Consider the following 26,829-nt stretch of genomic DNA (forward strand, 5'->3'; position numbering starts at 1 on the left):
AAGCAAGATGGACCTGAACCAAGAGTTGCAAGCCGCCGCCGATCAGCTTGACCGCGCGCGCAGGAAATTCGCCAGGGGCGAAAATGGCTTGCGCCTGCTCAGCCAGTCGCGCGAGGCTTTCATCAACAGCCTGCGCAACACCGGGCTGACCTACGCCGACGCCAAGATCAAGTTCGACAACTGCCTGGACGAACAGGAAGCCGAACTGCTGCAGCTCCACGAACAGATGCTCTACGCCGAACGCATGCACCAGTACGCGCTGCACCGGATCGCGCTGCAGCACCCCTCGGCCCAGCCAGACCCGACCGAATCCGCGCTGGCCGGTTGAGCGTCCGGCCGCCGCGCGCCTGCGCGGCGACAATCAGGGCTTGAAGGCGCCGATGAAGATCGCGGGATCGACCCGCGCATCGTTCAGGCTGACGTTCCAGTGCAGGTGCGGCCCCGTGGCGCGGCCCGTGGCGCCCACCTTGCCCACCACCCCGCCGCGCGGCACCTCGTCCCCCACCTTCACGTCGATCGCCGACATGTGGCAGAACATGCTGACCATGCCCTGGCCGTGGTCCAGGAACACAGTCTTGCCGTTGAAGAAATAATCCCCCACCAGCGTCACCACGCCAGCGGCCGGCGCCTTGATCGGCGTGCCGGCAGGCACGGCGAAATCCAGCCCGGAATGCGGATTGCGCTCTTCGCCGTTGAAGATGCGCCGCAGGCCGAAGGGGCTCGACAGGCGGCCGCCCGGCACCGGACGGTCCAGGATGAGGTTGCTGGGCGTCACGCCGGCGCGATAGCTTCGGTTGACCGCGCTTTGCTCGGCCATTTCACGCTCGATGCGCTTCATGTCCTCGTCGCTGGGATTGACCTGGCGCGGGTTCTTCAGCGTGATGCGCTGCGCGGCGTATTCCTTGGGCCGCACCGTGAAGGCAAGTTCGCGCGCGCCCTTGGCATCGCGGATGGACACACGCTGCTCGCCCGCCTTGACCGACAGGGGAATGCCCACCACGGCGATCCACTGACGCCCTTCCTCGCGCACGACCAGCGCGCGCCGCTCCAGGAACGTGACCTCCGGCGCCGCCGGGCCATCGCCCAGCGCCAGCACGGCCACGCCACCGGGAACCGGAGCGTTGAGCTTGCGGGAAATGAAACCCTGCTGTTGCTGCGCGCGCAGCGGCCCGGCGGCGAATAACGCCGCCGCGGCCACGCCCAGCCGCAGCACGTCGCGGCGCGTGCCCGTCATGATCACAGGCACAGGTTGGCCGGCTCGATCATGCTCTGATCGCGGCGATTGATGCGGGTGGACAGGCGGGTCTCGGTCTTGCCCTTCCAGTGCGTAGTGGTCAGCACCGCCTCCACGCCCAGGCTGTCGCTTTGGACCAGCTCGAAACCGTTGCGCACGGCCTTCTGCTCGAACTTGATGCCCTGCGCCTTCCAGGCGCTGGCCACGCAGGCGGTGTAATCCTCGGCGCTGCGTTGGGTGGAGCCATAGAAGACAGGATCGCGGCTGCGCACGTCCTTGACGTTGGCGCAGGCCGACAGCGCGGCGAGAACGGTAAGGGACAGGGCGAGGCGGACCTTCATGTCGGCGGGCATCTCAAAACGGGGTTGATCGGCAAGTCAAAAACTATACCGCAGCGGCCGCTCAGGCCTGCTGCGCGCGGCGCGCCGATTTCGGGCGGAAGGCGGCGATCACCTCGGGCCGGGTCTCGGCGTAGGGACCGCCGATCAGATCGATGCAATACGGGATGGCGGCGAACACGCCCGGCACCAGGGTGGCGCCGTCATCGCCCTTCAGCCCCTCCAGGGTTTCGCGTATGGACTTGGGCTGGCCCGGCAGGTTGACGATCAACGCCGCATGCTCGGTCGTCTCCCTGATCACCGCGACCTGGCGCGACAGGATTGCGGTGGGCACGAAACGCAGGCTGATCTGGCGCATCTGCTCGCCAAACCCAGGCATTTCGCGAGTGCCGGCGTCCAGGGTGGCCTCGGGCGTCACGTCGCGGCGGGCCGGGCCGGTGCCGCCCGTGGTCAGCACCAGGTCGCAGCCGCAATCGTCGACCAGTTCGATCAGCGTCCGGGTGATCCCCTCGCGCTCATCCGGAATCAGCCGGTCCACCGCCTGCCAGGGCGAGGCCAGCGCCGTTCCCAGCCATTCCCGCAGCGCGGGCAGGCCCTGGTCCTGGTAGGCGCCCGCGGAGGCGCGATCGGACACGGATACCAGGCCGATGAGCAATTCGTCGGGGTGGCTGCGGACTAGGCGGGCGGAGGCGTTCATGGCGGGATGGCGAGTAATGGAGGAACTGGCGGCGGCTAGCCGCGCGTATCCACGGGCGGCGCCGAAACCCGGATGCTATCGCATTCTTCCGCCCCGGGCCGGCGCCATGCCGAGAGCTTGTCCGGACTCATCGGGGACAGGTCACAAATCTGCAATAATCGGCACCTTCGCCGGAACCTGCCCCCGCCTCCATGTTCGACCTCTTCCATGGCCTAGACCTCTGGGTCGGCCTCAGCCTCGTGCTGGCCCTGACCTTCGTCCTGGCCTTCGAATTCATCAACGGCTTCCATGACACGGCCAACGCCGTCGCCACGGTGATCTACACCAAGGCCATGCCGCCGCACCTGGCGGTGGTGCTGTCGGGGATCTTCAATTTTCTCGGCGTGCTGCTGGGCGGCGTGGGCGTGGCCTATGCCATCGTCCACCTGCTGCCGGTCGAGCTGCTGATCAACGTGGATACCGGACGCGGCCTGGCCATGGTGTTCGCCATGCTGGCCGCCGCCATCGCCTGGAACCTGGGCACCTGGTACTTCGGCATCCCCGCCTCCAGCTCGCACACGCTGATCGGCTCCATCCTGGGCGTGGGCCTGGCCAATGCGCTGATCACCGACCTGCCGCTGGGCGACGGCGTCAACTGGGGCAAGGCCATCGATATCGGCCTGTCGCTGGTGGTCTCGCCGGTGGCGGGCTTCCTGATCGCGGGCGGCCTGCTGCTGGCGCTCAAGCGCTGGCTACCGCTGTCGAAGATGCACAAGACGCCCGAGCAACGGCGCGAACTGGACAACAAGAAGCACCCGCCGTTCTGGAACCGCCTGGTGCTGGTGCTGTCGGCGATGGGCGTGAGCTTCGTGCACGGCTCGAACGATGGCCAGAAGGGCATTGGCCTGATCATGCTGGTGCTGATCGGCATCGTGCCCGCCAATTTCGTGCTGGACACCAACAGCACCACCTACCAGATCGAGCGCACCCGCGACGCCGCCACGCACCTTAGCGCGTTCTACCACCGCAACGAGGCCACGCTGGGCGACTACCTGGCGCTCAAGCGCGGCGGCGGCGCATCGGACCTGCCGCCCAGCTTCCGCTGCGATCCCGAACTGACGCTGCCCACCATCGCCGCGCTGCAGGCCGACCTGCAGGGCGTGAGCCACTACGGCGACCTGCCGGCCGCCAAGCGCATCGACGTGCGCCGCTACCTGCTGTGCCTGGACGACACGGCCAAAAAGGTCGCGCGCCTGAAGGAACTGCCGGCCCGCGAACGCGCCGACCTGCAACGCCTGCGCACCGACCTGACCGCCACCACCGAATACGCGCCCTTCTGGGTGATCGTCGCGGTGGCGCTGGCGCTGGGCGCAGGCACCATGGTCGGCTGGCGCCGCGTGGTGCTGACCGTGGGCGAGAAGATCGGCAAGCAGGGCATGACCTACGCGCAGGGCATGTCGGCGCAGGTGACCGCCATGGGCGCCATCGGCCTGGCCAACGTCTTCAGCCTGCCGGTGTCGACCACGCACGTGCTGTCCTCGGGCATCGCCGGCACCATGATCGCGAACAAGAGCGGCCTGCAGGGTGGCACCGTGCGCAACATCCTGCTGGCCTGGGTGCTGACCCTGCCCGCCTCGATGCTGCTGGCCGCCGGCCTGTTCTGGGTCGGCGTGCGCATCGCGGGATAAGGCATCGCGGCCGCGCGGAACATCCGCGCGGCCGGCGCAACAGTCTGGCTACCGCGCCGGGCTATCTGCCGCCGCGTCCGGCGCCTAACATGACGCCATGAACGCATCCTCTCCCATCCTCCACTACATCTACGACCCGCTGTGTGGCTGGTGCTACGGCGCCGCGCCGCTGGTGGAAGCCGCCCGCGCCGTGCCCGGCCTGGCCATCGCCCTCCACGGCGGCGGCATGATGGCCGGCAGCAACCGCCAGCCCGTCACCGACGCGTTGCGGCGCTACGTCATGCCGCATGACGAGCGCATCGCGGGCCTGAGCGGCCAGCCGTTCGGCGCCGATTATTTCGATGGCCTGCTGCGCGACGGCGGCGCCGTGTTCGACTCCGAACCGCCCACCACCGCCATCCTGGCCGCCGAGAACCTGGCCGGTCGCGGACTGGACCTGCTCAAGCGCATCCAGCGCGCCCATTACGTCGAAGGGCGGCGCATCGCCGATCCCGCCGTGCTGCGGGAGCTGGCGGCCGAGATCGGCCTGGACGCCGACGCCTATGCGGCCGCCCAGGCCGACGCCGCCGGCGCCGCCACGCTTGATCACATCGCGCAAAGCCGCCGGCTGCTGTCGCAGATCGGCGGCTCGGGCTTTCCGACCCTCGCCCTGGAGCGCAAGGGCGGCTACACCTTGCTGGAGCCGGGCCGCTACCTGGGCCGGCCGGCGCAGTGGCAGGCCGAGCTGCGCGAGCGGATCAAGGGCGCGGGCTGAGCCGCGCCGGCGAGATGCGCCAGTCACTTCGGCTTCTACGAATGGGCGAGGTCGACGGGCAGCGGTAAGGTGGCGTCCATGCCTCGATTTCCGAGGCCTGGAGATGCCACCATGACTCACGCCGCCTATTCGAACCCCCTCCGGGGCAACCCTCCTTCGGTCAATACCGGCATGACCGGCCGGCACCGCCTTCAGCCGCAACGCCGGGTTAGCCTCTCCGGGCAACAGGCCGGCCACCTGCATGCCCAGTCACACTCAGAGACGCTGTCCGGCCAGGCGCCACGGCGGCAAACCATCACCCAGGCATTGGCCATGCCCGGCATCGAAAACATCGAATTCGATCCGCCCCGTCTGGAACTCGTGTTCCAGCCATCCCCCGACCAATGAGGTACGTGCTCGACACCAATGTCGTTTCCGAACTTCGCAAGGCAGGCGCCGGCCAGGCCAACGCCAAGGTTTCTGCATGGATAGCCAATGTGGACACGTCTGCCTTGTTCCTGTCCGCCATCACCGTCATGGAACTCGAAATCGGGATTCAACGCGCGGAACGCAAGGATCCACGACAAGGCATCGTGCTGCGCGCCTGGATGAACGGTCGCGTGATGCCCACTTTCGCCGCCCAGGTATTGCCGATAGACGTCAAGATCGCGCGGCGCTGCGCCGCCCTGCATGTGCCGGAACGGCGCTCCGAACGGGATGCGCTGATCCCGGCGACGGCACTGGTACATGGCATGATCGTCGTCACGCTCAATGTGGCCGACTTCACGCCGCTCGGCACGCCGTTGCTGAACCCCTGGTCATCCGACTGAAGCCGCCACACACCGCATGCGTCGCCTCGGTGGACCACCTGACTTGCGAGCAAGTCAGGTCCTTGCCCGGCGCCTACCCCGCGTCGCCCCCCAGCGCACGCAGTTGCGCCTTCAGCCTGCGCACTTCCTGGCTCAGATCCAGGATCAGCGCCACGGCATCCAGCCCGGCGTCGAAATCACGTTCCAGCCGGCGGGCCTCGCGGGCGCGCCGCAGATCCAGGCTATGAAACCGCCATTCTTCCCGGCGGTCGCCGGCGGCGCTGACGATGCCCACTTCCACCAGGCGGGCCACCCACTCCACTTCGGCGCCGCAGGCGTGCGCCAGCTCGTTCGCGTCCAGTGGCTGCGACTTGCCCACCACGGTGGCGCTGGCGATGACGACTTTCTTCATGTTCAGGCTCCCAGGTGTCGGCGCGGGTTGAAGGGCAGATCCTGCTGCATCTTGCGATAGGCCTGCTTGGCGGCCTCGGTGTCGGCCGGCGGCAGCGCCAGTTCCAACACCAGATACAGGTCACCAGGCGGATCGCCAGGTATGCCTCGGCCGCGCAGCCGCAGCTTGCGGCCATTGGCCGACCCCGCGGGGATGGACACTTCCACCGTGCCCCCGGGCGTGGGCGCCTCGACCTGCGCGCCCAGAGCTGCTTCCCACGGCGCCACGGGCAAGGACATGTACAGGTCGCGGCCCTCGGCGCGATAGCGCGCATGTGGCTTGAAGCGCACTTCGAGATACAGGTCGCCGTTCTCGCCGCCGCCGTAGCCCGGCATGCCCTGCCCGCCCAGGCGGATGTACTGGCCTTCGCGCACGCCCGCCGGAATGCGCACGCTCAAGGTGCGCGTGCTCATCTGCGGTCGGCCTTGATCGTCCATGCGCATCGAGCGCAGGCTGATGTCGCGGGTGACGCCATGCAGCGCGTCCTCCAGGTCCACCTCGATCGCCGCATGGTGGTCTTCGCCGCGCGCGCGGAAGTCCTGCTGCGGCGCATGCCGCCGCGCCCCGCCGAACAGGGACGAGAAGAACTCGCTGAATTGCGCCTCGTCGCCGGGCGCCGCCCCCCGGTGGAACTCGAAACCCTCGTCCCAGCCGGGCGGCGGCTGGAAGCCGCCATCCGGTGACACGCCGGCCGCCAGGTTGTCATAGGCCTGGCGCTTTTCCTGGTCGCGCAGCACGTCATAGGCCTCGTTGACGTCGCGCATGCGGGCCTCGGCGTCGCTTTCCTTGCTGACGTCGGGATGATATTTGCGGGCGAGCTTGCGGTAGGACCGACGGATCTCGTCGTCCGAGGCGCCGCGCTCCACGCCGAGTATGCCGTAGTAGTCCTTGAACTCCATGTCCCAGCCCATTGAAAGGGTTGCAGCCGCCAGCCGCGCCGGAATCGGCCATCCAATGGATAGAAGATAGGGGTTGCGCGCCGTTTTTTCAATGCGTGGGCGCAGACGGTCGGCAACCGCGCCATAATTGCGGACGTGGCCGCTTGCCAGGCATGCTGGCCCCGGCGCGCCGTCCGACGAGGGCGGCGCAACCAGAACGGGACCGGCCGCTTGCAGGCGGCCAGGAGCCCATGCGCCAAGGCGTAAACGCAGGAACCCCATCATGCTGGAAATCATCGACGTCGATTTCAACAACCCGGAGCATGGCCGCCAGGTGCTGGCCATGCTCGACGAATACGCCAGCGGCCCCATGGGCGGCAACACGCCCCTGCCGGCCCATGTCCACCGCGACCTGATCCCGGAACTGGCCCGCCGCCCCACGGCGCGCGCGCTGCTGGCCCGCGTGGATGGCGAGCCGGCCGGCGTGGCCATCTATCTCGAGGGCTTTTCCACCTTCGCCTGCCGTCCGCTGCTGAACCTGCACGATCTGGGCGTCTCGCCCCGCTTCCAGGGCCAGGGCGTGGGCAAGGCGCTGCTGTCCGCGCTGGAGCAACGCGGCCGCGCGCTGGGCTGCTGCAAGATCACGCTGGAAGTGCTGGAAGGCAACGCCGTGGCGCAGGGCCTGTACCGCAAGCAGGGCTACGAAGGCTACGCGCTGGACGAGCACACCGGCCGCGCCCTGTTCTGGCAGAAGAAGCTGGCCGTCTGAATCCCCCACTTTGCAACCACCACCCGCGCGACCGCGGGGCAGGATCGATCATGAAGATGAGCAACATCCCCTTCGGCACCACCGACTGGAACGAGGTCGAACGTACCGAACATCCCGGCGAGACCGGCGTCGCCTACTGGCGCACGCGCCAGTTCGACAATGTGCGCGTGCGCATGGTGGAGTATTCCCCCGGCTACCTGGCGGACCACTGGTGCAGCAAGGGCCATATCCTCTTCTGCCTGGACGGCGAGCTGCACACCGAGCTGGAGGATGGCCGCCGCTTCGTGCTGACGCCCGGCATGAGCTACCAGGTGGCGGACCAGGCCGAGCCCCACCGCTCATCCACGCCCACCGGCGCGCGCCTGTTCATCGTCGACTGAGGCGCCCGCGCGACACGCGAAATTTCAATTGCGTTACGCTGTAGGGCCGCACCGCCACGGCGGCGCGGCCCAGGGCTTTTCCATCTCATCCAGCAACCGCCTGACCGGAGACCTCAATTGGGCGCCCCTTTCACGCTATTCGTCGATTCCCAGTTTCTCAGCCCCTACGCCATGTCGGCCTATGTCGCGCTGACCGAGAAAAAACTGGCCTTCGAAGTGCGCCCCATCGACCTGTCGGCGGGCGAGCAGCGCATGGTGCCCTTCCAGAGCCGGTCCCTCACGTCCCGCGTGCCCGCCCTGACCCATGGCGATTTCCACCTGACCGAATCCACGGCCATCGCCGAATACCTGGAACAGCTCTATCCGGCGCCCGATCATCTGGCGCTGTATCCCGAGGCCCCCCAGGCCCGCGCCCGCGCGCGCCAGTTGCAGGCATGGCTGCGCAGCGACCTGGGCGCCCTGCGCCAGGAGCGCCCGACCGAAACCGTGTTCTGGGACCAGCCCGGCCAGCCCCTGTCCGACGATGGCCACGCGGCCGCGGCCAAGCTGATCCATGTCAGCAGCGCGCTCATCGGCGCTGGCCAGGCCACGCTGTTCGACGCCTGGAGCATCGCCGACGCCGACCTGGCCACCGCGCTGCGCCGCCTGTGGCTGGACGATCTGCTGCCCGACACACTGCGCGCCTATGCCGAGGCGCAGTGGCAACGCCCCAGCCTGCGCAAATGGCTGGATCACAACGCGGCCGCCCGACGCTGACGCCAGCGACGCGCCGCGATGCTGCTGCTCGATCACATCTCCATCACCGTCCCGCGACTGGACGAAGCGCGCCCGTTCTATGACGCGGTGATGGACGCGCTGGGCGCGTCCAAGGTCTATGACCGCGAGGACGCCCTGGGCTACGGCGAACGCTGCCGCGCGGGCGACGCCGGACACACCTATCTGTCGGTCTTCGCATCCCCGCAGGCCGGCAGCGACGCGCGCCGCCATTGGTGCTTCAAGGCGCCCAGCAGAAGCGCCGTGGACCGCTTCCATGCCGCCGGCCTGGCGCATGGCGGCCGCGATGACGGCGCGCCCGGCCTGCGCCCGCACTACCACCCGCATTACTACGCCGCCTTCCTGCTCGACCCCTGCGGCAATCGCATCGAGGCCGTCTGCCACGACCCTGAGTGACGCTCGGGGCGCGCAGATCCGCCTGGATCGTTAAGAAGGGACACATAGTCCACCGAGGTTTGACCTGCATCAAACCCATCCATGTTGCGACGCAACATCGATTGCGGTGTAATGGGGAGGTCAAGTCAGCCGGTTCCACTCTGGAATCGGTCCGGCGTGCGTCCATGCCGGAAAGCCACCCGCATACTCAGGAGATCGCCATGGCCGAACCCGGCAAGGATCGCGACCCCGCCCCGTCCAACCCCTGGACGGCCGCCTACGAATACGCCGTGGACGCCTGGCAACGAGGCGTCCTCTACGCCGACGTGATGCGCCAGCGCGGCAACCAATACCACCAGCACATGGCCAAGCGCGCCCCCAACGTGCTGAGCATGGAATATGAGCTGGTGCTGGACGGCCGCGAATTCCCCCGCCCGGTCAACTACGGCCTGCTACGCATCACGCCGCCCCAGGGCGTCGAAACCGACCCGATCAAGCGCCCCTTCCTGGTGGTCGACCCGCGCGCCGGCCACGGCCCCGGCATCGGCGGCTTCAAGCCGGAAAGCGAGATCGGCGTGGCGCTGCGCGCAGGGCATGCCTGCTACTTCGCCACCTTCCTGCCCCAGCCCATGCCGACCCAAACGGTCGAGGACGTGATCCAGGCCGAGGCGCGCTTCCTGGAAGAGATCATCGCCCGCCATCCCGACGCGGAAGGCAAGCCCGTGGTGGTGGCCAATTGCCAGGCCGGCTGGCAGATCATGATGACCGCCGCCGTGCGTCCCGAGCTGTTCGGCCCCATCATCGTGGCCGGCGCGCCGCTGTCCTACTGGGCGGGCTGGCGCGGCATGAATCCCATGCGCTATTCCGGCGGCCTGCTGGGCGGCAGCTGGCTCACCGCGCTCACCAGCGACATCGGCAACGGCAAGTTCGACGGCGCCTGGCTGGTGCAGAACTTCGAGAACCTGAACCCGGCCAACACGCTCTGGAGCAAGCAGTACAACCTGTACTCCAAGGTCGACACCGAGGCGGAGCGCTACCTGAGCTTCGAGAAATGGTGGGGCGGCCATGTGTTCCTGAACGGCACCGAGATCCAATACATCGTGGACAAGCTGTTCGTGGGCAACCGCCTGGCCACGGCCGGGCTGGTCACGTCCGACGGCATCCGCATCGACCTGCGCAACATCCGCTCGCCCATCGTGGTGTTCTGCTCCAAGGGCGACAACATCACGCCGCCGCCGCAGGCGCTGGGCTGGATCCCAGACCTTTATCAGGACGACGCCGAAGTGCTGGCCCATGGCCAGACCATCGTCTACGCCGTGCACGAGAGCATCGGCCACCTGGGCATCTTCGTGTCCGGCAGCGTGGCGCGCAAGGAACACCAGGAATTCACATCCAACATCGACATGATCGATGTGCTGCCTCCTGGCATCTACCAGGCCGAGATCGCCGACAAGACGCCGGACACGCCCAACGCCGACCTGGCCCAGGGCAACTATGTACTGTCGTTCGAGGAACGCCACCTGGACGACGTGCGCGCCATCGTCGACCGCAAGGAAGACGATGACCGCCGTTTCGCCGCGGTGGCCCGAATCTCGGACATCAACCTGGGCATGTACCGCAGCTTCGTCCAGCCCTGGCTGCGCGCCACCGTGACGCCGCAGTCGGCCGAATGGCTGCAGCGCCTGCACCCGTTGCGCCTGCCCTATGAGCTGATTTCCGACCGCAACCCGCTGGTCGCGCCCATCGCCCGAGTGGCCGAGCAGGTGCGCGAACACCGCCAGCCCGTCTCGTCCGCCAATCCATTCCTGATGGCCCAGGAAATGGTGTCGAACTGGATCGAGACCAGCCTGAACATCTGGCAGGAATTGCGCGACTCCGCCGCCGAACGCAGCTTCATGAGCATCTACGGTTCGCCGGTGGTGCAGGACCTGGCCGGCCTGGGCGCACAGGACGGCCTGCCGCGCCGCCATCCCGGCGTATCGCCCGAACACCGCGACTTCATGGCGGCCCGCGCCGCCGAGCTGCGCTCGCAGCTGCAGGAAGGCGGGCTGCTCGTGGCCGCCGTGCGCATGCTGCTGTACGTGGCCGGCGCCGAGGGTGGCCTGGACGAACGCAGTTTCGCGCTGATCCGCAAAATGCGCGCCGAATCAAACAACACCATCACGCTGCAGGAATTCAAGGACCTGACCCGCGACCAGGCGCTGATGTTGACGCTGGACGCGCCCGCCGCCATCCAGGCCATGCCGCGCCTGCTGGAGGGCGAAACTCCCGCCGCCATTCGCACCGCGCTGGACGAGATGAAGCGGGTGCTGGAAGCCGCCGAGCCGCTGAGCGCGGCGGCGCGCGAAAGCCTGGACGAAATGGAGCACATCTTCGAGGCGGCCGCGCGCCGCGCCGAGCATCACGGCCGCGACGGCGCCGCGCCGCGCAATGCCGCCGCGCCACGCAAGGTCGCGGCCGCGCGCAAGACCGCCGCGCCGGCGCGCCAGCGTGTCAAGGCCGCCGTGGCCGATCCCGCCATCGAGCCCGCCGGAGCGGCCGCGAAGCAGGCCGCCAGGCGCACCCGCGCCGTGACGGCCCTGGCCGCCGGAACAAGCGCGAAGGCCTCCACGAAGGCTGCAACCAAAACCGCATCGAAGACCACAACCCCAACCGCCGCCAAATCGGCCGCCCCCGCAAACCCGCCAACAACAAGACCAAGCCGCAATGAACCTGCCGTCCTCCACGCATTACGACAAGCTCATCGCCCGCGCCCAGACGCTGTCGGCCGCGCCCTGCGCCATCGCCCACCCCTGCGACGAACCGTCGCTGTCGGCCGCGCTGGAAGCGCGCGACCTGGGCCTGCTGCACCCCATCCTGGTCGGACCGGAACGCAAGATCCGCGACACCGCCGCGCAATTCCGCCTGAACCTGGGCGACGCGCGCATCGTCGACGCGCCGCACAGCCACGCGGCCGCCGAGACCGCCGTGGCGCTGGTGCGCGCCGGCGAGGCCAGCCTGCTGATGAAGGGCAGCCTGCACACCGACGAACTCATGCACGAGGTCGTTGCCCGCAACACCGGGCTGCGCAGCAGCCGCCGCATCAGCCATGTGTTCATCATGGAGGTGCCCACCTACCCGGAACCGCTGTTCATCACCGACGCGGCGATCAACATCTTCCCCGACCTGGAAACCAAGGCCGACATCATCCGCAACGTGATCGACCTGCATCACGGGCTGGGCCTGGGCGAGCCGCGCGTGGCCATCCTGTCGGCGGTGGAACAGGTCACGCCCAGCATTCCCAGCACCATTGAGGCGGCCGCGCTGTGCAAGATGGCCGACCGCGGCCAGATCGCCGGCGGCCTGCTGGACGGCCCGCTGGCGCTGGACAACGCCATCAGCCCGGACGCGGCCCGCATCAAGGGCATACGCTCGCACGTGGCGGGCGTGGCCCAGGTGCTGGTGGTGCCGGACCTGGAGGCCGGCAACATGCTGGCCAAGAACCTCACCTTCCTGGCCAATGCCGAGGCCGCCGGCATCGTGCTGGGCGCGCGCGTGCCCATCATCCTGACCAGCCGCGCGGACAGCCCGCGCTCGCGCCTGGCCTCGGCGGCGGTGGCGGCGATCTACTCGCACCACTTGGCCCAGCAACAAGCCCGCCCGCTGGCCTGAGACCGGCCGGATCCGGTTTCATCCCTCGCCCACCGCAACGGATTCCCCATCCATGTCCGACACCATCCTCGTCATCAACGCAGGCAGTTCCAGCATCAAGTTCTACCTCTACGACATCGACGGCAAGGAGGAGCTGGCGCCGCGCCTGGGCGGCCAGCTCGAAGGCATAGGCACCTCGCACCCGCGCCTGCGGGTGCGCGACGCCGCCGGCCAAACGCTGGTCGAACGCGACATCGCCCCCAGCCACGCGCCCGACGTGCCCAATGGCCAGGAGGTCGTGGGCACCTGGCTCAGCGGCCACCTGGGCGGCGCGCCGCTGGCCGTGGGCCATCGCGTGGTGCACGGCGGCCCCGAGCTGTCCGAGCCGGTGCTGATCGATGACGACATCCTGGCGCGGCTGGATGCCTACACCCCGCTGGCTCCGCTGCACCAGCCTAACAACCTGGCGCCCATCCGCGTGATCCGCGAGCGCCGCCCCTGGATTCCCCAGGTCGCCTGCTTCGACACCGCCTTCCATCGCAGCCATTCCGAGGTGGCCGACCGCTACGCCCTGCCCGAATCGCTGTACCAGCAGGGCGTGCGGCGCTACGGCTTCCATGGCCTGTCCTACGAGTACATCGCCCAGCGCCTGCAGCGCGCGCTGCCCGAAGTCGCGATGGGCAAGATCGTCGCCGCCCACCTGGGCTCGGGCGTGTCGGCCTGCGCCATCCACCAGGGCAAGAGCGTGGACAGCACCATGGGCTTCACCGCGCTGGAGGGCCTGCCCATGGGCACGCGGCCGGGCCGGCTGGACCCGGGCGTGGTGCTGTGGATGATGGAACGCGGCATGAGCCATGACGAGATCGAGCACCTGCTCTATCACGACTGCGGCATGAAGGGCCTGTCCGGCATCGGCAACGACATGCGCGAGCTGCTGGCCAGCGACGCGCCCGGCGCGAAACTGGCCCTGTCCTACTTCGCCTGGCGCGTGGCCGAGGGCATGGCCGGCCTGGGTTGCGCCATGAACGGCATCGACGCCATCGTCTTCACCGCCGGCGTGGGCGAGAATTCCCCCGCCATCCGCCAGGCCATCAGCGAGCACTGGGGCTGGCTGGGCATCAAGCTCGATCCCGAACGCAACGCCCACCATGGGCCGCGCATCTCCAGCGACGACAGTCGCATCGGCGTGTACGTGGTCCGCACCAACGAGGAGCTGATCATCGCCCAGCACACACTCGCACTGGTGAAACAACGATGAACACACCGCTACCGCTGGCCGGCAAGCGCGGCCTGGTCACCGGCATCGCCAATGCCGACTCCATCGCCTGGGGCTGCGCCAAGGCCTTTCACGCCATGGGCGCCGAACTGGCCGTGACCTACCTGAACGACAAGGCCCTGCCCCACGTCCAGCCGCTGGCCGAGCAGGTGCGGGCCGACATGCTGATGCCGCTGAACCTGCTGCACGAAGGCGAACTGGAAGCGGTGTTCGAGCGCCTGGAGCGCGAATGGGGCGCGCTGGACTTCGTGCTGCATTCCATCGCCTTCGCGCCGCGCGAGGACCTGCACGGCCGCGTCACCGACTGCTCGCGCGCCGGCTTCCTGCAGGCCATGGACGTGTCCTGCTGGTCCTTCATCCGCATGGCCAAGCTGGCCGAGCCGCTGATGAAGAATGGCGGCACGCTGTTCTGCATGAGCTATTACGGCTCGCAGATGGTGGTCGAGCACTACAACATGATGGGGCCGGTAAAGGCCGCGCTGGAATCGGCCACCCGCTATCTGGCCGCCGAACTGGGGCCGCAGGGCATCCGCGTGCATGCGATTTCGCCGGGGCCGCTCAAGACCCGCGCGGCCTCGGGCATCGCCGAGTTCGACACGCTGCTGGACCGCGCCCAGGCCAAGGCGCCGGCGCGCAGCCTGGTATCCATCGACGACGTGGGCGAGGCCACGGCCTGGCTGGCCACCGACGCCGCGCGCCGCATGACGGGGCAGACGCTGTATATCGACGGCGGTTATCACATCATCGACTAGTGCGCTGATCCCGCCAATGCGCCCGCATGCGGGCACGCACGCCAGGCGTTCGCAAGCGACGGACCCGACGCTCGCGAACGTCCATCCGTCTCTCTGCTAGGCCAGCGTGTCCGGCGCCGGCTGGCGCCAGCGCTCGATGGCGTCCACCGCCTGTTCCGGGCTGCCGAAGATCTTGTCCCGGCCGATCTTCTTCACCAGGCCCGAGCGCTCCAGCGCGGTGCGGAACTGGCCGTGCCCGCCCGCCACCAACAGGGTCATGCCGCGCGCGTCCAGCTCGCGCTTGAGCTCGTACAGCGCCTCGACCGCGTCGGCGTCGGCCTGGGTCATGGCCTCGGCGTCCAGCACGAACCATTGCACGTCGCCGGCCTGGTCCATGATCTCGCGCGCGCGCCGCCGGAACGCGTCGGCGTTGAAGAACCATACCGGCGATTCGAACAGCCAGATGACCGTGCCGGGCACGGGCTGCGCCTCCGGATTCAGGTGCAGCTTGCCCAGCACCGACTCGCCGGGCTGGCGGCCCAGCAGCGCATCGCGTGGGTTGCCCGACACATACATGGCGTACAGCAGCGTGGCGCCCACCGACACGGCCACGCCCTGCAGCACGCCGAAGCCCACCACGCCCACGGCGGCCAGCACGCCGAACGCCAGCTCGATGCGGGAAATGCGGGCCAGCCGCATGAAGGCGTGCCCGTCGAACAGGCTGGCCGCCGCCAGCAGCAGGATGGCCGACAGAACGGCCTGCGGCAGCCAGTAAAGCGGCCCGCTGAGCAGGCCCACGACCACGGCCAGCGCCGCCGCCGCGCTGATGCTGACCAGCGGCGACGAGCCGCCCGCCACCAGTCCCACGGCCGTGCGCGAATCGGCGCCCGTCACGACAAAGCCCTGGAACAGTCCGGCGGCCACGTTGGCCGCGCCGAAGCCGACCAGTTCGCGGTTCGGATCGATATGCTCGCCGCTGCGGGCCGCGAAGCTGCGGGCGGTGACGATGCCGCTGGAAAAACTCACCACCAGCACGCCGGCCGCGCCCAGCAGCATGTCATCCACGCCGTCCAGGCGCACCGGCAGGCTGAGCGCCGGCAGGCCGGCCGGCACCTCGCCCACCACGGCAATGCCCATGCCGGGAAAATCGAAGGCCCAGGACGCCGCGCAGGCGCCCACCACCAGCAGGATGGGACCGGGCCAGTTGGGCCGCCAGCGCTTGACGGCGATCAGCAGCAGGCAGGAACCCAGCCCCAGCGCCAGCGTCGGGATGCGGATTTCCGGCAGGCGGCGCGACAGTTCCAGGAAGGGATGGATCAAGCCGCTGTTGCGCAGGCCCACGCCGGTCAGGCCGCTGAGCTGCGACAGCGCCAGCGTGATCGCCACGCCCGCCATATAGCCGATCAGCACGGGCCGCGACAGCAGGTTGGCCAACACGCCCAGCCGCAGCACCCGCGCGATCAGGCAGCCCACGCCCACGGTCAGCGCGATGCCGGTGGCCGCCACCAGCCGGTCCTGCGGATCGGTCAGCGCCATGCCGGTCAGCGTGGCGGCGATCAAGGTGCAGGTGGCGGTGTCGGGCCCCACGATCAATGTGCGCGACGATCCGAACACGGCATAGCCGAGCATGCCGGCGATGGCCGCCCACAGGCCGGCCACCGGCGGCACGCCCATCATGGCGGCATAGGCCAGGCCCACGGGCAGCGCCACGGCGGCCACACTCAACCCGGCCATCACATCGCGGCGGGCGGCGTCACGGGTCAGGCCGCGCAGGTGGTTCAGGCCAGGAAAAAAGCGCAGGTTCATGAGGCGGTGAAAGTAACGTCGGCGGGACCGCCAAGCCTACACCAAGGCGGACCTCCGGCGGTGGGGCCAGATCAACGATAAGGGCACCCGATCCCGCCGGAAAGGCGGCTGGCACAAGGAAAAACGCCGGTCCCGCCGCAAGGCGGAACCGGCGTTCCGGCCGGATGCGTCAACCAGGAACTCAGGCGGCGCGGGCTTCCAGCACGGCCACGGCCGGCAGGGTCTTGCCTTCCAGGAACTCCAGGAAAGCGCCGCCGCCGGTGGAGATGTAGCCCACCTGCTCGCCGATGCCGTACTTGGCGATGGCGGCCAGCGTGTCGCCGCCGCCGGCGATCGAGAAGCCCTCCGAGCCGGCGATGGCGCGGGCCACCACTTCGGTGCCATGGGCGAACTGGTCGAACTCGAACACGCCGACCGGGCCGTTCCAGACGATGGTGCCGGCCTGCTTCAGGATCTCGGCCAGCTGCGCCGCGGTCTGCGGGCCGATGTCCAGGATCATGTCGTCGTCGGCCACGTCCTCGGCCGCCTTGACGGTGGCCTCGGCGTCGGCGCCGAAGGACTTGGCGCAGACCACGTCCACCGGGATCGGCACGTCGGCGCCGCGCTGCTTCATCAGCTCGATCACGGCGCGGGCCTGATCGACCTGGTCGGGCTCGGCCAGCGACTTGCCGATCGACAGTCCGGCGGCCAGCATGAAGGTGTTGGCGATGCCGCCGCCCACCACCAGCTGGTCGACCTTGTCGGCCAGCGATTGCAGGATGGACAGCTTGGTCGAGACCTTGGAGCCGCCGACGATGGCGACCAGCGGACGCTTGGGCTCATGCAGGGCGCGGCCCAGCGCGTCCAGCTCGGCTTCCAGCAGCGGACCGGCGCAGGCCACCGGCGCGAAGCGCGCGATGCCGTGCGTGGTGGCCTCGGCGCGGTGCGCCGTGCCGAAGGCGTCGTTGACGTAGACGTCGCACAACGCGGCCATCTTCCTGGCCAGCGCCTCGTCGTCCTTCTTCTCGCCGACGTTGACGCGGCAGTTTTCCAGCAGCACGACCTGGCCGGCGTCGACCTTGACGCCGTCAACCCAGTTCTGCACCAGCGGCACGGGCATGCCCAGCAGCTCGGACAGGCGCTGGCCGACCTTGGCCAGCGAATCGGCCTCGGTCAGCACGCCCTCTTTCGGGCGGCCCAGGTGGGACGTGACCATCACGGCCGCGCCGGCGTCCAGGGCCAGGCGGATGCCGGGCACGGAGGCGCGGATGCGGGTGTCTTCGGAAATGCGACCGGCGTCGTCGAACGGCACGTTCAGGTCGGCGCGGATGAACACGCGCTTGCCGGACAGGGCGCCGGCCTTGGCCAGCGCGGACAGGGTTTGTACCTTGGGCATATGCTTTGCTTCCTAGAGTTGGCGAACAAAGGGGACGAACCCGCTTTCCGCCGTGGCGGAAAACCCGTTCGTCCCCTTCGATCCGACAGCGATGCTTACTTGGCCGACATCAGCGCGACGGTGGTGTCGAGCATGCGGTTCGAGAAGCCCCACTCGTTGTCGTACCAGGACGAGACCTTGACCAGACGGCCCGAGACCTTGGTCAGCGACGCGTCGACGGTGCTGGAGGCCGGGTTGTGGTTGTAGTCCACCGAAACCAGGGGCTCGGTGTTGTAGTCCAGGATGCCCTTCAGCTCGCCTTCGGAGGCGGCCTTCAGGATGCTGTTCACTTCTTCGACGGTCGTGTCGCGCTTGGCCACGAAGGACAGGTCGACGATGGACACGTTGATGGTCGGGACGCGGATGGCGTAGCCGTCCAGCTTGCCGTTCAGTTCCGGCAGCACCAGGCCGACCGCGGCGGCGGCGCCGGTCTTGGTCGGGATCATGCTCATGGTGGCTGAACGGGCGCGGCGCAGGTCTTCGTGGTAGACGTCGGTCAGGACCTGGTCGTTGGTGTAGGCGTGGACCGTGGTCATCAGGCCGTTTTCCAGGCCCAGCTTGTCGTTCAGCGGCTTGACCAACGGGGCCAGGCAGTTGGTGGTGCACGACGCGTTCGAGATGACGGTGTCGGTGGCCTTCAGCACGCCGTGGTTGACGCCGTAGACGACAGTGGCGTCGACGTCCTTGCCGCCGGGGGCCGAGATGATGACCTTCTTGGCGCCGCCCTTGATGTGCGCGCCGGCCTTTTCCTTGGTCGTGAAGAAGCCCGTGCACTCCAGCACCACGTCGACCTTCAGCTCGCCCCAGGGCAGCTCGGCCGGATTGCGGTTGGCCAGCACGCGGATCTTGTCGCCATTGACCACCATGTAGTCGCCGTCGACTTCGACGGTGCCCGGGAACTTGCCGTGGGCGGTGTCGTAGCGGGTCAGGTGGGCGTTGGTCTTGGGATCGCCCAGGTCGTTGATGGCGACGATTTCGATATCGTGCTTCTTGCCACCTTCGTAGTGGGCACGCAGGATGTTGCGGCCGATGCGACCGTAACCGTTGATGGCGACGCGAATGGTCATGACTAGGCTCCTTTTTTACAGAACTTGCTTGACGGTCTCGGCCACCTTGTCGGCGGTCAGCCCGAAGAACTTGAACAGCGCGCCGGCCGGGGCGGATTCGCCGTAGCGGTCGATGCCGACCACGGCGCCTTCCAGGCCCACGTACTTGTGCCAGAAGGCGGTCACGCCGGCCTCGACGGCCACGCGCGGCAGGCCCTTGGGCAGCACGGACTGCTTCCAGGCGGCGTCCTGCTTGTCGAACACGTCGGTGCTGGGCATGGAGACCACGCGCACGGCGATGCCGTCCTTGGCCAGCTGGGCCTGCGCGTCCAGCGCGATGGCGACTTCCGAGCCGGTGGCGATGATGACGGCGCGGGCGCCGTCGGCGTCGCGCAGCACATAGCCGCCGCGGGCGATGGCGGCCACGGTGGCGGCATCGCGCTGCACGAAGGGCAGGTTCTGGCGCGACAGCAGCAGCGCGGTCGGGCCGCCGTCATGCACGTCCATGCCGATGCTGGTCGGACGCGTCACGGCGGCGTTCCAGGCCACGGCGGTCTCGGCCGTGTCGCAGGGACGCCAGAGCGACAGGTTGGGGATCAGGCGCAGGCTGGCGGCGTGCTCGATCGACTGGTGAGTCGGACCGTCCTCGCCCAGGCCGATGGAGTCGTGCGTGAACACGTGCACCACGCGCTGCTTCATCAGCGCGGCCATGCGGATGGCGTTGCGCGAGTAGTCGGAGAAGGTCAGGAAGGTGCCGCCGAACGGCAGGTAGCCGCCGTGCAGCGCCACGCCGTTCATGATGGCGGCCATGCCGAATTCGCGCACGCCGTAATTGATGTGGCGGCCGAACTGGATGCCCTGTTCGCCGGCGCGGACGGCGGCGACGCCCTTCCAGTCGGTGAAGTTCGAGCCGGTCAGGTCGGCCGAGCCGCCCAGCATTTCCGGCAGCAGCGGGGCCAGGGCCGTAATGGCGAACTGCGAGGCCTTGCGGGTGGCGACGGTTTCGGCCTTTTCCAGCGTGGCGTCCAGGAACGCCTTGAACTGTTCGGCGTAGCCGGCAGGCAGCTCGCCCTTCATGCGGCGCTTGAATTCAGCAGCCTCGGCGGGGAATTCGGCGGCATAGGCGTCGAACGCCGATTGCCATTCGGCCTGGGCGGCGGCGCCCTGCTTGCGGCCGTCCCAGCCGTCGTAGATGGCTTGCGGGATCTGGAACGGCTCGGCCGACCAGCCCAGCGCGGCGCGGGTGGCGGCGATTTCGTCCTTGCCCAGCGGGGCGCCGTGCACATTGTGGGTGCCGGCCATGTTGGGCGAGCCCTTGCCGATGACGGTGCGGCAGACGATCAGCGTCGGCTTGACCGATTGCGAGCGGGCCTGCTTGATGGCGGCGTCCACCGCGACGACGTCGTGGCCGTCGATGCCGCGGATCACGTTCCAGCCGTAGCCTTCGAAGCGCTTGGCGGTGTCGTCGGCGAACCAGTGCTCGACGTGACCGTCGATGGAGATGCCGTTGTCGTCATACAGCACGACCAGCTTGCCCAGCTTCAGCGTGCCGGCCAGCGAGCAGACTTCGTGCGAGATGCCTTCCATCAGGCAGCCGTCGCCGGTGAAGGCGTAGGTGTGGTGGTCGACGATGGTGTGGCCGGGCTTGTTGAACTCGGCCGCCAGCAGCGCCTCGGCCAGCGCCATGCCGACCGCGTTGCCCAGGCCCTGGCCCAGCGGGCCGGTGGTGGTTTCCACGCCCGGGGTGATGCCCACTTCGGGATGGCCCGGCGTCTTGGAGTGCAGCTGGCGGAAGTTCTTCAGCTCTTCGATCGGCAGATCGTAGCCCGTCAGGTGCAGCAGGGCGTAGATCAGCATGGAGCCGTGGCCATTGGACAGCACGAAGCGGTCGCGGTTGGCCCAGGCGGGATCCTTGGGATTGTGGCGCAGGTTGCCGGCCCACAGGGCCTGGGCGATTTCCGCCATGCCCATCGGAGCGCCCGGATGCCCGGAATTCGCTTGTTGCACGGCATCCATCGCGAGGGCGCGGATGGCATCCGCCAAGGCAAGTTTAGGGGCGGTCGGATTGCTCATTCGAAAGGCTCTTTGATGCTGGCCGACCCATCGCGAAATAGGGGCCAGTTAAGTAGGTTGCGAAGCAAAAGATTTTAGCACCTGGGGATTTCCCCCCGCCCATCGGCCGGAAGGGCGAGGCGGAGCGCCGTTTTCACCCCTGTCAGAAACAACGTAGTTCCCGCAATTGCGGGGATCGGGTCCGACATTCAATATGGCAACGCCTGTCACCTTCCGGATCTCGCTACGATGATCGCCATGCTCAATATCACGCTTCCCGCCAAGGGCTTCGTCGCCTTGCGCAACGCGCTGGGCGAAGCGCCCGCGATCGCGATCAGCCAGGCGCTTGACGAGGCCCAGGTTCGCGGCGAAGCCGAGCTGGCCGCGAAGATCCTGGCGGATGCCGAAGCCAGGTTGCAGCGCGCCAGCGCAGAAACGGCCGCGAGACTGCAAAAATTCCAGGAAGAATCCAACGCCAGGTTCGAGAAGAACCGTGAAGAATCAAATGCCAGGTTTGAGAAGGGCCGTGAAGAATCAGACGCCAGGTTCGAGAAACGCCGTGAAGAATCAAACGCCAAACTGGAAAGGTCCCGCGCGGAATTCCAGCAGGTGCACCGCGAGCTGCGCGAGCAGATCGCCCAACTGCCCAACCGCGAGGAACTCAAGCGCTTCCCCACCCACGCCGACTTGGCCGAATTACGCTCCCACGTGCTGCGCCTGGACAAGAAGATGACCATGGGCTTCCTGGCCCTGAGCGCGCTGCAGCTGGCGCCAAACGCCCCGCTCTTCCTGGAATGGGGCGCCAAAGTGGTAGGCTACGCGCTCAAATAGGGCTTGCCTGCACTGACCCGCAGCATGGCGCCGGCATCCGCGCCGCAAGCCCCTGCTCCCGTCACGCCATTTTGCAACATTCATGTCCGACCCTCGCTTCTTCTGCGATGTCCCCCTAGCCCCCGGCGCCCGGATCGCCCTGCCCGACGCCCTGGCCCATCACGCATTGCGCGTGCTGCGCCTGCGCGCTGGCGAAGCCATCGTCCTGTTCGATGGCAAGGGCGGCGAGTATCCGGCCGTGCTGGAAACGGAAGGCAAGACGGGATACGCCCAATTGGGGCCGTTCAACCCCAGGGAAGCGGAGCCAGCCGGCCGCATCACCCTGGTCCAGGGCCTGCCTTCGGGCGACAAGATGGACTGGGTGATCGAAAAAGCCGTGGAGCTGGGCGCGGTCCGCGTCGTCCCGGTGGCGGCCCAACGCAGCGTGCTGCAACTGACCGGCCCCCGGCTGGAAAAGCGGGTGGCCCACTGGCAACGCATCGCCCAATCGGCCAGTGAGCAATGCGGCCGCAATCGCCTCATGAACGTGGACGCGCCGCAAACGCTGGCGCAATGGCTGGAGCAGCCCGCCGAGGGCCTGCGGCTGCTGTGCCATCCGGATGCCGACGACGACCTGGCGGGCGCCCTGGCCGCCCTGCGAAATCAGGACGGCACGCCAGCGCTGACCTTGCTGGTGGGTCCCGAGGGCGGCTGGTCCGACAAGGAACTCGATCAGGCGCGGACGGCGGGCGTGCAGTCAGTCAGGTTCGGCCCCCGGGTGCTGCGCACGGAAACGGCTGGCCTGGCGCTGATCGCCGCCGCGGCAGCCCTGCTCGGTTGGTGACACCGGCCCTGCCCGGCGGGCAGGGCAAGATCGGCGCCGACATCGGCGCCCGCTAGCCCGGAGCGGCCTTCCTTCAGTCTTATTCGTTGTCGCCGTAGGGCGCGGCGGCGACGCCGGGTTCGGGATCGGGATGACGGCCCGCATGCTCGACCACATACGCAAAGATGCGGCCATTCTCGTGGGCGAACTCGGCCGCGTCGGCGCAGACGGCCTCGATCCGGGCGGCGTCCTCTTCCAGGGCGGGATCGCCGGAATGCAGCCGGTACAGCCACAGCACCACGCCGACCTTGTGATCCAGGACGGTATCGCACAGGCAATCGTAGAGCGCGTCCAGGTTGCCGCCGAAATATTCGGGAAAATCCACCGCCTTGACGATGGCGCGCAGCACGGCCGAGCGGCTGCGCGCCGGATCGCAATTCGCCACGAACAGCGCCAGGCCAAGCTCATGCGCGGCATCTACCACGGCCTTCTTGTCCAGCCCCTCGTCATGGGGCAAGGCGCCGCCGCGCCGCAACTGGCGCTGCAAGGTAGATTGGGCATTGCGCGTCATGCCTGTGCCTCCTCGAAAAAGGCGATAACTTCGCGATTACGCTGCATCGTATCGGCATAACCCAGTTCTATCAATCGCCTGGTGTAGCTGGATTCGAATAGCAGATACGACATCAGCGCGCCGCCCCCGGGCCGGCCTGGATCGGACGATACACCGAGTACGCGAAAAAGGGCACGGGCCTGCGCCGGCATGTCATCCAGGTGCTCCAGCGCCAGCAGGTCGAGCGACTGGCTGGGCGTGATGCTCAAGACCCGGATCCGGCGCATGGCGCCGTCCTGGCCGTCCGGAACGGCGTGCTCCATCAACTGGTTGATGCGCTCCAGCCGTTCGACGTCAGCCGACAGGCCGTCCAGAAAGATACTGGACAGCGCATGGCCGCCCACCTGCGCCAGCGACGGATACGGCGGCGTATCCTCGCGGTTCTCCGGATGGGTCTCGTCGCGGAATCCGGTGCCGACCACCAGCACCCGATGCGCGCCCAGATGAATCGCCGGACTGATGGGCGCGAGCTGGCGCATGGAGCCATCGCCGCACCACTCGCCCTTGCCATGGACGTCGACGCGGCGCGCGGGGAAAACGAAAGGAATGGCCGACGAGGCCATCAGGTGGTCGATGCCGATGTCCGTGGGAATCGCCAGGCGCAGGTAGCGGTGCCAGGGCTCGATGGGTCGGTGCGCCTGATAGAAGGTCAGGTGTTCGCCGCTGGTATAGCCGGATGCCGTGATGGCCAGCGCCGAGAGCGCGCCCCGCTCCAGGTTGGACTGCAGGTTGCCGAAGTCGAGCACCCGACCCAGCAGCGCTTGCAGGGGGCTGTTGTCCAGCAGCGACTGGGGCCGCTTGCGCGTCAGGCCCGAATACATCCAGCCCAGCGACAGCAGGCCCAGCCAGCGCACGCCGGTACGGATCAGCCCTGGCGCGTCGGCCCGGTAGATCATGTCGGTGCTCAGCGAGGACCACAGGCGGCGCACCCGCCGCACGCCCAGGTGCGGACGGTCGGCCCGGCAGGCCAGCGCGGCGGCGTTGATGGCGCCCGCCGAGGTGCCGCAGATGATGTCGAAGGGATTCTGGAAACGGGAGTGCCAATCCGGATCCAGCAACTCCATGATGGCGCTGAGCACGCCGACCTGGTAGGCGGCGCGCGCGCCGCCCCCGGTCAGGACCAGTCCGGTCGGCGTGCGCGGGCACGCCGGGCCGGCGGGAGCGATTTCAACGCGGCGTATTGACATCGACCACTGTCATGGCGGTCATGTTGACAATGCGGCGCACGGTCGAGCTGGAGGTCAGGATGTGCACCGGCGCGTTCGCGCCCAGCAGGAACGGACCCACCGCCACGTTGCCGCCAGCCGCCGTCTTGAGCAGGTTGTAGGCGATGTTGCCCGAGTCCACGTTCGGGCACACCAGCAGGTTGGCATCGCCCTTGAGCGTGGACGAAGGCAGGATGCGCATCCGCAGCGCCCCGTCCAGCGCGCAGTCGCCGTGCATCTCGCCGTCGATCTCCAGCTCCGGATCCGCCTGGCGCACCAGCTCCAGCGCACGGCGCATCTTCGCGCCCGAGGCCGAGCTGCCCGAGCCGAAGTTCGAACGCGACAGCAGCGCCGCCTTGGGCGCCAGGTTCATGCGGCGCATCTGCCGGGCCGCCGCGACGGTGAACTCGGCGATCTGCTCGGCCGTGGGTTCGTCGTTGACGTGCGTGTCCACCAGCACCACCGTGCGCTCGTTCAGCAGCAGGATGTTCATGGCGGCATAGACGTTGTGCCCGGGACGCCGGCCAATGACCTCGTCGACGAAGCGCAGATGGTCGTGATAGGCGCCCACCGAGCCGCAGACCATGCCGTCGGCGTCGCCCAGATGCACCATCATCGCGCCGATCAGCGTCATGCGGCGGCGCATTTCCACGCGCGCCATCTCCTTGGTGATGCCGCGACGGCACATCAGCTCCCAGTACGTGGTCCAGTACTGATGGAAGCGTTCATCATATTCGGGGTTGGTGACTTCCACGTCCTCCCCCAGGCGCAGGCGCAGGCCCAGCTTTTCGATGCGGGCCAGCAGCACCGACGGCCGGCCCACCAGGATCGGACGCGCCAGGCCTTCGTCCACCACCACCTGCACCGCGCGCAGCACGCGCTCGTCCTCGCCTTCCGAGAACACGATGCGCGCCGGGCCGCCCTCGCGCACGATGCGCTTGGCCGCCGAGAACAGCGGCTTCATGAAGGCGCCCGAGTGATACACGAACTGCTGCAGCTGTTCCTCGTACGCTTCCAGATCCGCCAGCGGACGCGTCGCCACACCGCCTTCCATCGCCGCCTTGGCCACCGCCGGCGCGATCCGCACGATCAGGCGCGGATCGAACGGCTTCGGAATCAGGTAGTCCGCCCCGAACGAGATGTCATACGTGCCATAGGCCGCCGCCACCACTTCGTTCTGCTCTTCCTCGGCCAGCTCCGCGATCGCGTACACCGCCGCCTTTTCCATCTCGCGCGTGATCGTCGTCGCGCCCACGTCCAGCGCACCCCGGAAAATGTACGGGAAGCACAGCACGTTGTTCACCTGGTTCGGATAGTCCGAGCGCCCCGTGGCCATCACCACGTCGTCGCGCACCCCGTGCGCCACCTCCGGCAGGATCTCCGGCGTCGGGTTGGCCAGCGCCAGGATCAGCGGCCGGGTACCCATCGCCGCCACCATCTCCGGCTTGAGCACGCCCCCGGCCGACAGCCCCAGGAACACGTCCGCCCCCTCGATCACCTCGGCCAGCTTGCGCGCGTCCGTCTTCTGCGCGAAGCGCGCCTTGTCCGGATCCATCAGCGTCGTGCGGCCCTCGTACACCACCCCTTCGATGTCCGTCACCCAGATGTTCTCCAGCGGCAGCCCCAGGTCCACCATCAGGTCCAGGCACGCCAGCGCCGCCGCCCCCGCGCCCGAGGTCACCACCTTCACCTGGTCGATCTGCTTGCCCACCACCTTCAGGCCATTGATGAACGCCGCCGACACGCAGATCGCCGTGCCATGCTGGTCATCGTGGAACACCGGGATCTTCATCCGCTCGCGCAGCTTGCGCTCCACCGTGAAGCACTCCGGCGCCTTGATGTCCTCCAGATTGATCCCGCCGAACGTCGCCTCCAGACCGGCGATGATCTCCACCAGCTTGTCCGGATCCGTCTCGTTGATCTCGATGTCGTACACATCCAGGCCGGCGAACTTCTTGAACAGCACCGCCTTGCCTTCCATCACCGGCTTGGACGCCAGCGCGCCGATATTGCCCAGGCCCAGCACCGCCGTGCCGTTGGTGATCACGCCCACCAGATTGCCCCGCGCCGTGTAGCGGAACACATTGGCCGGGTCGGCCACGATTTCCTCACAGGCCGCCGCCACACCGGGCGAATAGGCCAGCGCCAGGTCGCGCTGGTTGGTCAGCTGCTTGGTGGGGGTGACGGAGATTTTGCCGGGGCGCCCGAACTCGTGATATTCGAGGGCGGCTTTGCGAAGATTGGCATCCATGGGATCGGCGAGAAGCAAGTGCTAGTACAGGAAAGGGGGAAATTCTATTCCTACGGCGGCCGGCGCGATA

At 68.1% G+C, this 26,829-nt stretch carries 26 protein-coding genes and 1 pseudogene; 15 read left to right on the forward strand and 12 right to left on the reverse strand.

Annotated elements, in window-relative coordinates:
- Positions 1-7: 7 nt before the first annotated feature.
- Positions 8-328: a hypothetical protein gene (locus C2U31_RS28295; protein WP_103275828.1), complete on the forward strand. Its 321-nt coding sequence runs from the start codon at positions 8-10 to the stop codon at positions 326-328.
- A 33-nt stretch (positions 329-361) separates the two neighbouring features.
- On the opposite strand, the gene C2U31_RS28300 is transcribed toward C2U31_RS28295, so the two are convergent.
- The 3 genes from C2U31_RS28300 to mog all read right to left on the reverse strand — a co-directional run bounded on the left by C2U31_RS28300 (position 362) and on the right by mog (position 2,269).
- Complete coding sequence (locus C2U31_RS28300; protein WP_103275829.1) at positions 362-1,234, reverse strand: peptidoglycan DD-metalloendopeptidase family protein; 873 nt, start codon at positions 1,232-1,234, stop codon at positions 362-364.
- A gap of 2 nt (positions 1,235-1,236) precedes the next feature.
- On the reverse strand, positions 1,237-1,575 hold the full coding sequence (locus C2U31_RS28305) for a hypothetical protein (RefSeq protein ID WP_103276624.1): 339 nt from the start codon (positions 1,573-1,575) through the stop codon (positions 1,237-1,239).
- A 61-nt stretch (positions 1,576-1,636) separates the two neighbouring features.
- The gene (gene mog, locus C2U31_RS28310; protein WP_103275830.1) at positions 1,637-2,269 is read right to left on the reverse strand and encodes a molybdopterin adenylyltransferase; all 633 of its coding nucleotides are present in this window, start codon (positions 2,267-2,269) and stop codon (positions 1,637-1,639) included.
- Positions 2,270-2,460: 191 nt separating this feature from the next.
- On the opposite strand from mog, the gene C2U31_RS28315 reads away from it, so the two are divergent.
- The 4 genes from C2U31_RS28315 to C2U31_RS28330 all read left to right on the forward strand — a co-directional run bounded on the left by C2U31_RS28315 (position 2,461) and on the right by C2U31_RS28330 (position 5,499).
- The gene (locus tag C2U31_RS28315; protein ID WP_103275831.1) at positions 2,461-3,936 is read left to right on the forward strand and encodes an inorganic phosphate transporter; all 1,476 of its coding nucleotides are present in this window, start codon (positions 2,461-2,463) and stop codon (positions 3,934-3,936) included.
- Between the two features lie 97 nt (positions 3,937-4,033).
- Positions 4,034-4,690, forward strand: a complete 657-nt coding sequence (locus C2U31_RS28320) for a DsbA family protein (protein ID WP_103275832.1) — start codon at positions 4,034-4,036, stop codon at positions 4,688-4,690.
- 111 nt (positions 4,691-4,801) lie between these two features.
- The gene (locus C2U31_RS28325; RefSeq protein ID WP_103275833.1) at positions 4,802-5,077 is read left to right on the forward strand and encodes a hypothetical protein; all 276 of its coding nucleotides are present in this window, start codon (positions 4,802-4,804) and stop codon (positions 5,075-5,077) included.
- Positions 5,074-5,499 (forward strand): type II toxin-antitoxin system VapC family toxin, encoded by a 426-nt coding sequence (locus tag C2U31_RS28330; RefSeq protein WP_103275834.1) that lies wholly within the window; start codon positions 5,074-5,076, stop codon positions 5,497-5,499. The genes C2U31_RS28325 and C2U31_RS28330 overlap by 4 nt, the downstream gene beginning before the upstream one ends.
- 73 nt (positions 5,500-5,572) lie before the next feature.
- Here C2U31_RS28330 and C2U31_RS28335 read toward each other — a convergent pair whose 3' ends face one another.
- Both C2U31_RS28335 and C2U31_RS28340 read right to left on the reverse strand, forming a co-directional pair.
- The gene (locus tag C2U31_RS28335; protein WP_103275835.1) at positions 5,573-5,890 is read right to left on the reverse strand and encodes a chaperone modulator CbpM; all 318 of its coding nucleotides are present in this window, start codon (positions 5,888-5,890) and stop codon (positions 5,573-5,575) included.
- A gap of 2 nt (positions 5,891-5,892) precedes the next feature.
- Positions 5,893-6,828 carry a DnaJ C-terminal domain-containing protein gene (locus C2U31_RS28340; RefSeq protein ID WP_103276625.1) on the reverse strand — a complete coding sequence of 312 codons (936 nt, stop codon included), beginning with the start codon at positions 6,826-6,828 and terminating at the stop codon, positions 5,893-5,895.
- A gap of 262 nt (positions 6,829-7,090) precedes the next feature.
- Here C2U31_RS28340 and C2U31_RS28345 point away from each other — a divergent pair, with 262 nt between their 5' ends.
- The 8 genes and pseudogenes from C2U31_RS28345 to fabI all read left to right on the forward strand — a co-directional run bounded on the left by C2U31_RS28345 (position 7,091) and on the right by fabI (position 14,763).
- The gene (locus C2U31_RS28345; protein WP_103275836.1) at positions 7,091-7,576 is read left to right on the forward strand and encodes a GNAT family N-acetyltransferase; all 486 of its coding nucleotides are present in this window, start codon (positions 7,091-7,093) and stop codon (positions 7,574-7,576) included.
- 50 nt (positions 7,577-7,626) lie between these two features.
- Positions 7,627-7,956, forward strand: a complete 330-nt coding sequence (locus tag C2U31_RS28350; protein ID WP_103275837.1) for a DHCW motif cupin fold protein — start codon at positions 7,627-7,629, stop codon at positions 7,954-7,956.
- Between the two features lie 117 nt (positions 7,957-8,073).
- On the forward strand, positions 8,074-8,712 hold the full coding sequence (gene yfcF, locus C2U31_RS28355) for a glutathione transferase (protein WP_103275838.1): 639 nt from the start codon (positions 8,074-8,076) through the stop codon (positions 8,710-8,712).
- Between the two features lie 18 nt (positions 8,713-8,730).
- Positions 8,731-9,126 (forward strand): VOC family protein, encoded by a 396-nt coding sequence (locus C2U31_RS28360; protein WP_103275839.1) that lies wholly within the window; start codon positions 8,731-8,733, stop codon positions 9,124-9,126.
- A gap of 200 nt (positions 9,127-9,326) precedes the next feature.
- Positions 9,327-11,672, forward strand: a pseudogene (locus tag C2U31_RS28365) (DUF3141 domain-containing protein); the annotation flags it as partial.
- A gap of 139 nt (positions 11,673-11,811) precedes the next feature.
- Positions 11,812-12,756 (forward strand): phosphate acetyltransferase, encoded by a 945-nt coding sequence (locus C2U31_RS28370; RefSeq protein ID WP_103275840.1) that lies wholly within the window; start codon positions 11,812-11,814, stop codon positions 12,754-12,756.
- Positions 12,757-12,808: 52 nt separating this feature from the next.
- Entirely contained in the window at positions 12,809-13,993 is a 1,185-nt protein-coding gene (locus C2U31_RS28375; RefSeq protein ID WP_103275841.1) for an acetate/propionate family kinase, read from the forward strand.
- Complete coding sequence (gene fabI / locus C2U31_RS28380; RefSeq protein WP_103275842.1) at positions 13,990-14,763, forward strand: enoyl-ACP reductase FabI; 774 nt, start codon at positions 13,990-13,992, stop codon at positions 14,761-14,763. Before C2U31_RS28375 ends, fabI begins: the two co-directional genes overlap by 4 nt.
- Positions 14,764-14,859: 96 nt before the next feature.
- Here the strand turns inward: fabI and C2U31_RS28385 are convergent, their stop codons facing one another.
- From C2U31_RS28385 to tkt, 4 genes are all read right to left on the reverse strand, one after another.
- Positions 14,860-16,548, reverse strand: a complete 1,689-nt coding sequence (locus C2U31_RS28385; RefSeq protein WP_199770912.1) for a SulP family inorganic anion transporter — start codon at positions 16,546-16,548, stop codon at positions 14,860-14,862.
- A 181-nt stretch (positions 16,549-16,729) separates the two neighbouring features.
- Positions 16,730-17,923, reverse strand: coding sequence for a phosphoglycerate kinase (locus C2U31_RS28390; RefSeq protein ID WP_103275843.1), 1,194 nt, complete (start codon positions 17,921-17,923; stop codon positions 16,730-16,732).
- A 95-nt stretch (positions 17,924-18,018) separates the two neighbouring features.
- The gene (gap, locus tag C2U31_RS28395; protein ID WP_103275844.1) at positions 18,019-19,029 is read right to left on the reverse strand and encodes a type I glyceraldehyde-3-phosphate dehydrogenase; all 1,011 of its coding nucleotides are present in this window, start codon (positions 19,027-19,029) and stop codon (positions 18,019-18,021) included.
- Between the two features lie 15 nt (positions 19,030-19,044).
- Positions 19,045-21,081 (reverse strand): transketolase, encoded by a 2,037-nt coding sequence (gene tkt / locus C2U31_RS28400; RefSeq protein WP_103275845.1) that lies wholly within the window; start codon positions 21,079-21,081, stop codon positions 19,045-19,047.
- Positions 21,082-21,309: 228 nt separating this feature from the next.
- Here tkt and C2U31_RS28405 point away from each other — a divergent pair, with 228 nt between their 5' ends.
- Together C2U31_RS28405 and C2U31_RS28410 are read left to right on the forward strand one after the other, a co-directional pair.
- Positions 21,310-21,891: a hypothetical protein gene (locus C2U31_RS28405; protein WP_103275846.1), complete on the forward strand. Its 582-nt coding sequence runs from the start codon at positions 21,310-21,312 to the stop codon at positions 21,889-21,891.
- Positions 21,892-21,973: 82 nt separating this feature from the next.
- A complete protein-coding gene (locus C2U31_RS28410; RefSeq protein ID WP_103275847.1) occupies positions 21,974-22,714 on the forward strand; it encodes a 16S rRNA (uracil(1498)-N(3))-methyltransferase in 741 nt (246 codons plus the stop codon).
- A 79-nt stretch (positions 22,715-22,793) separates the two neighbouring features.
- Here the strand turns inward: C2U31_RS28410 and C2U31_RS28415 are convergent, their stop codons facing one another.
- From C2U31_RS28415 to C2U31_RS28425, 3 genes are read right to left on the reverse strand one after another with little or no spacing between them, the layout of a single operon-like run.
- On the reverse strand, positions 22,794-23,264 hold the full coding sequence (locus tag C2U31_RS28415; protein WP_103275848.1) for a barstar family protein: 471 nt from the start codon (positions 23,262-23,264) through the stop codon (positions 22,794-22,796).
- The gene (locus C2U31_RS28420; protein ID WP_233772534.1) at positions 23,261-24,490 is read right to left on the reverse strand and encodes a patatin-like phospholipase family protein; all 1,230 of its coding nucleotides are present in this window, start codon (positions 24,488-24,490) and stop codon (positions 23,261-23,263) included. Before C2U31_RS28420 ends, C2U31_RS28415 begins: the two co-directional genes overlap by 4 nt.
- Positions 24,471-26,759, reverse strand: coding sequence for an NADP-dependent malic enzyme (locus C2U31_RS28425; protein ID WP_103276627.1), 2,289 nt, complete (start codon positions 26,757-26,759; stop codon positions 24,471-24,473). Before C2U31_RS28425 ends, C2U31_RS28420 begins: the two co-directional genes overlap by 20 nt.
- Between the last annotated feature and the right edge of the window lie 70 nt (positions 26,760-26,829).

Source organism: Achromobacter sp. AONIH1 (assembly GCF_002902905.1).
In the GTDB taxonomy this organism is placed as follows: domain Bacteria; phylum Pseudomonadota; class Gammaproteobacteria; order Burkholderiales; family Burkholderiaceae_B; genus Achromobacter.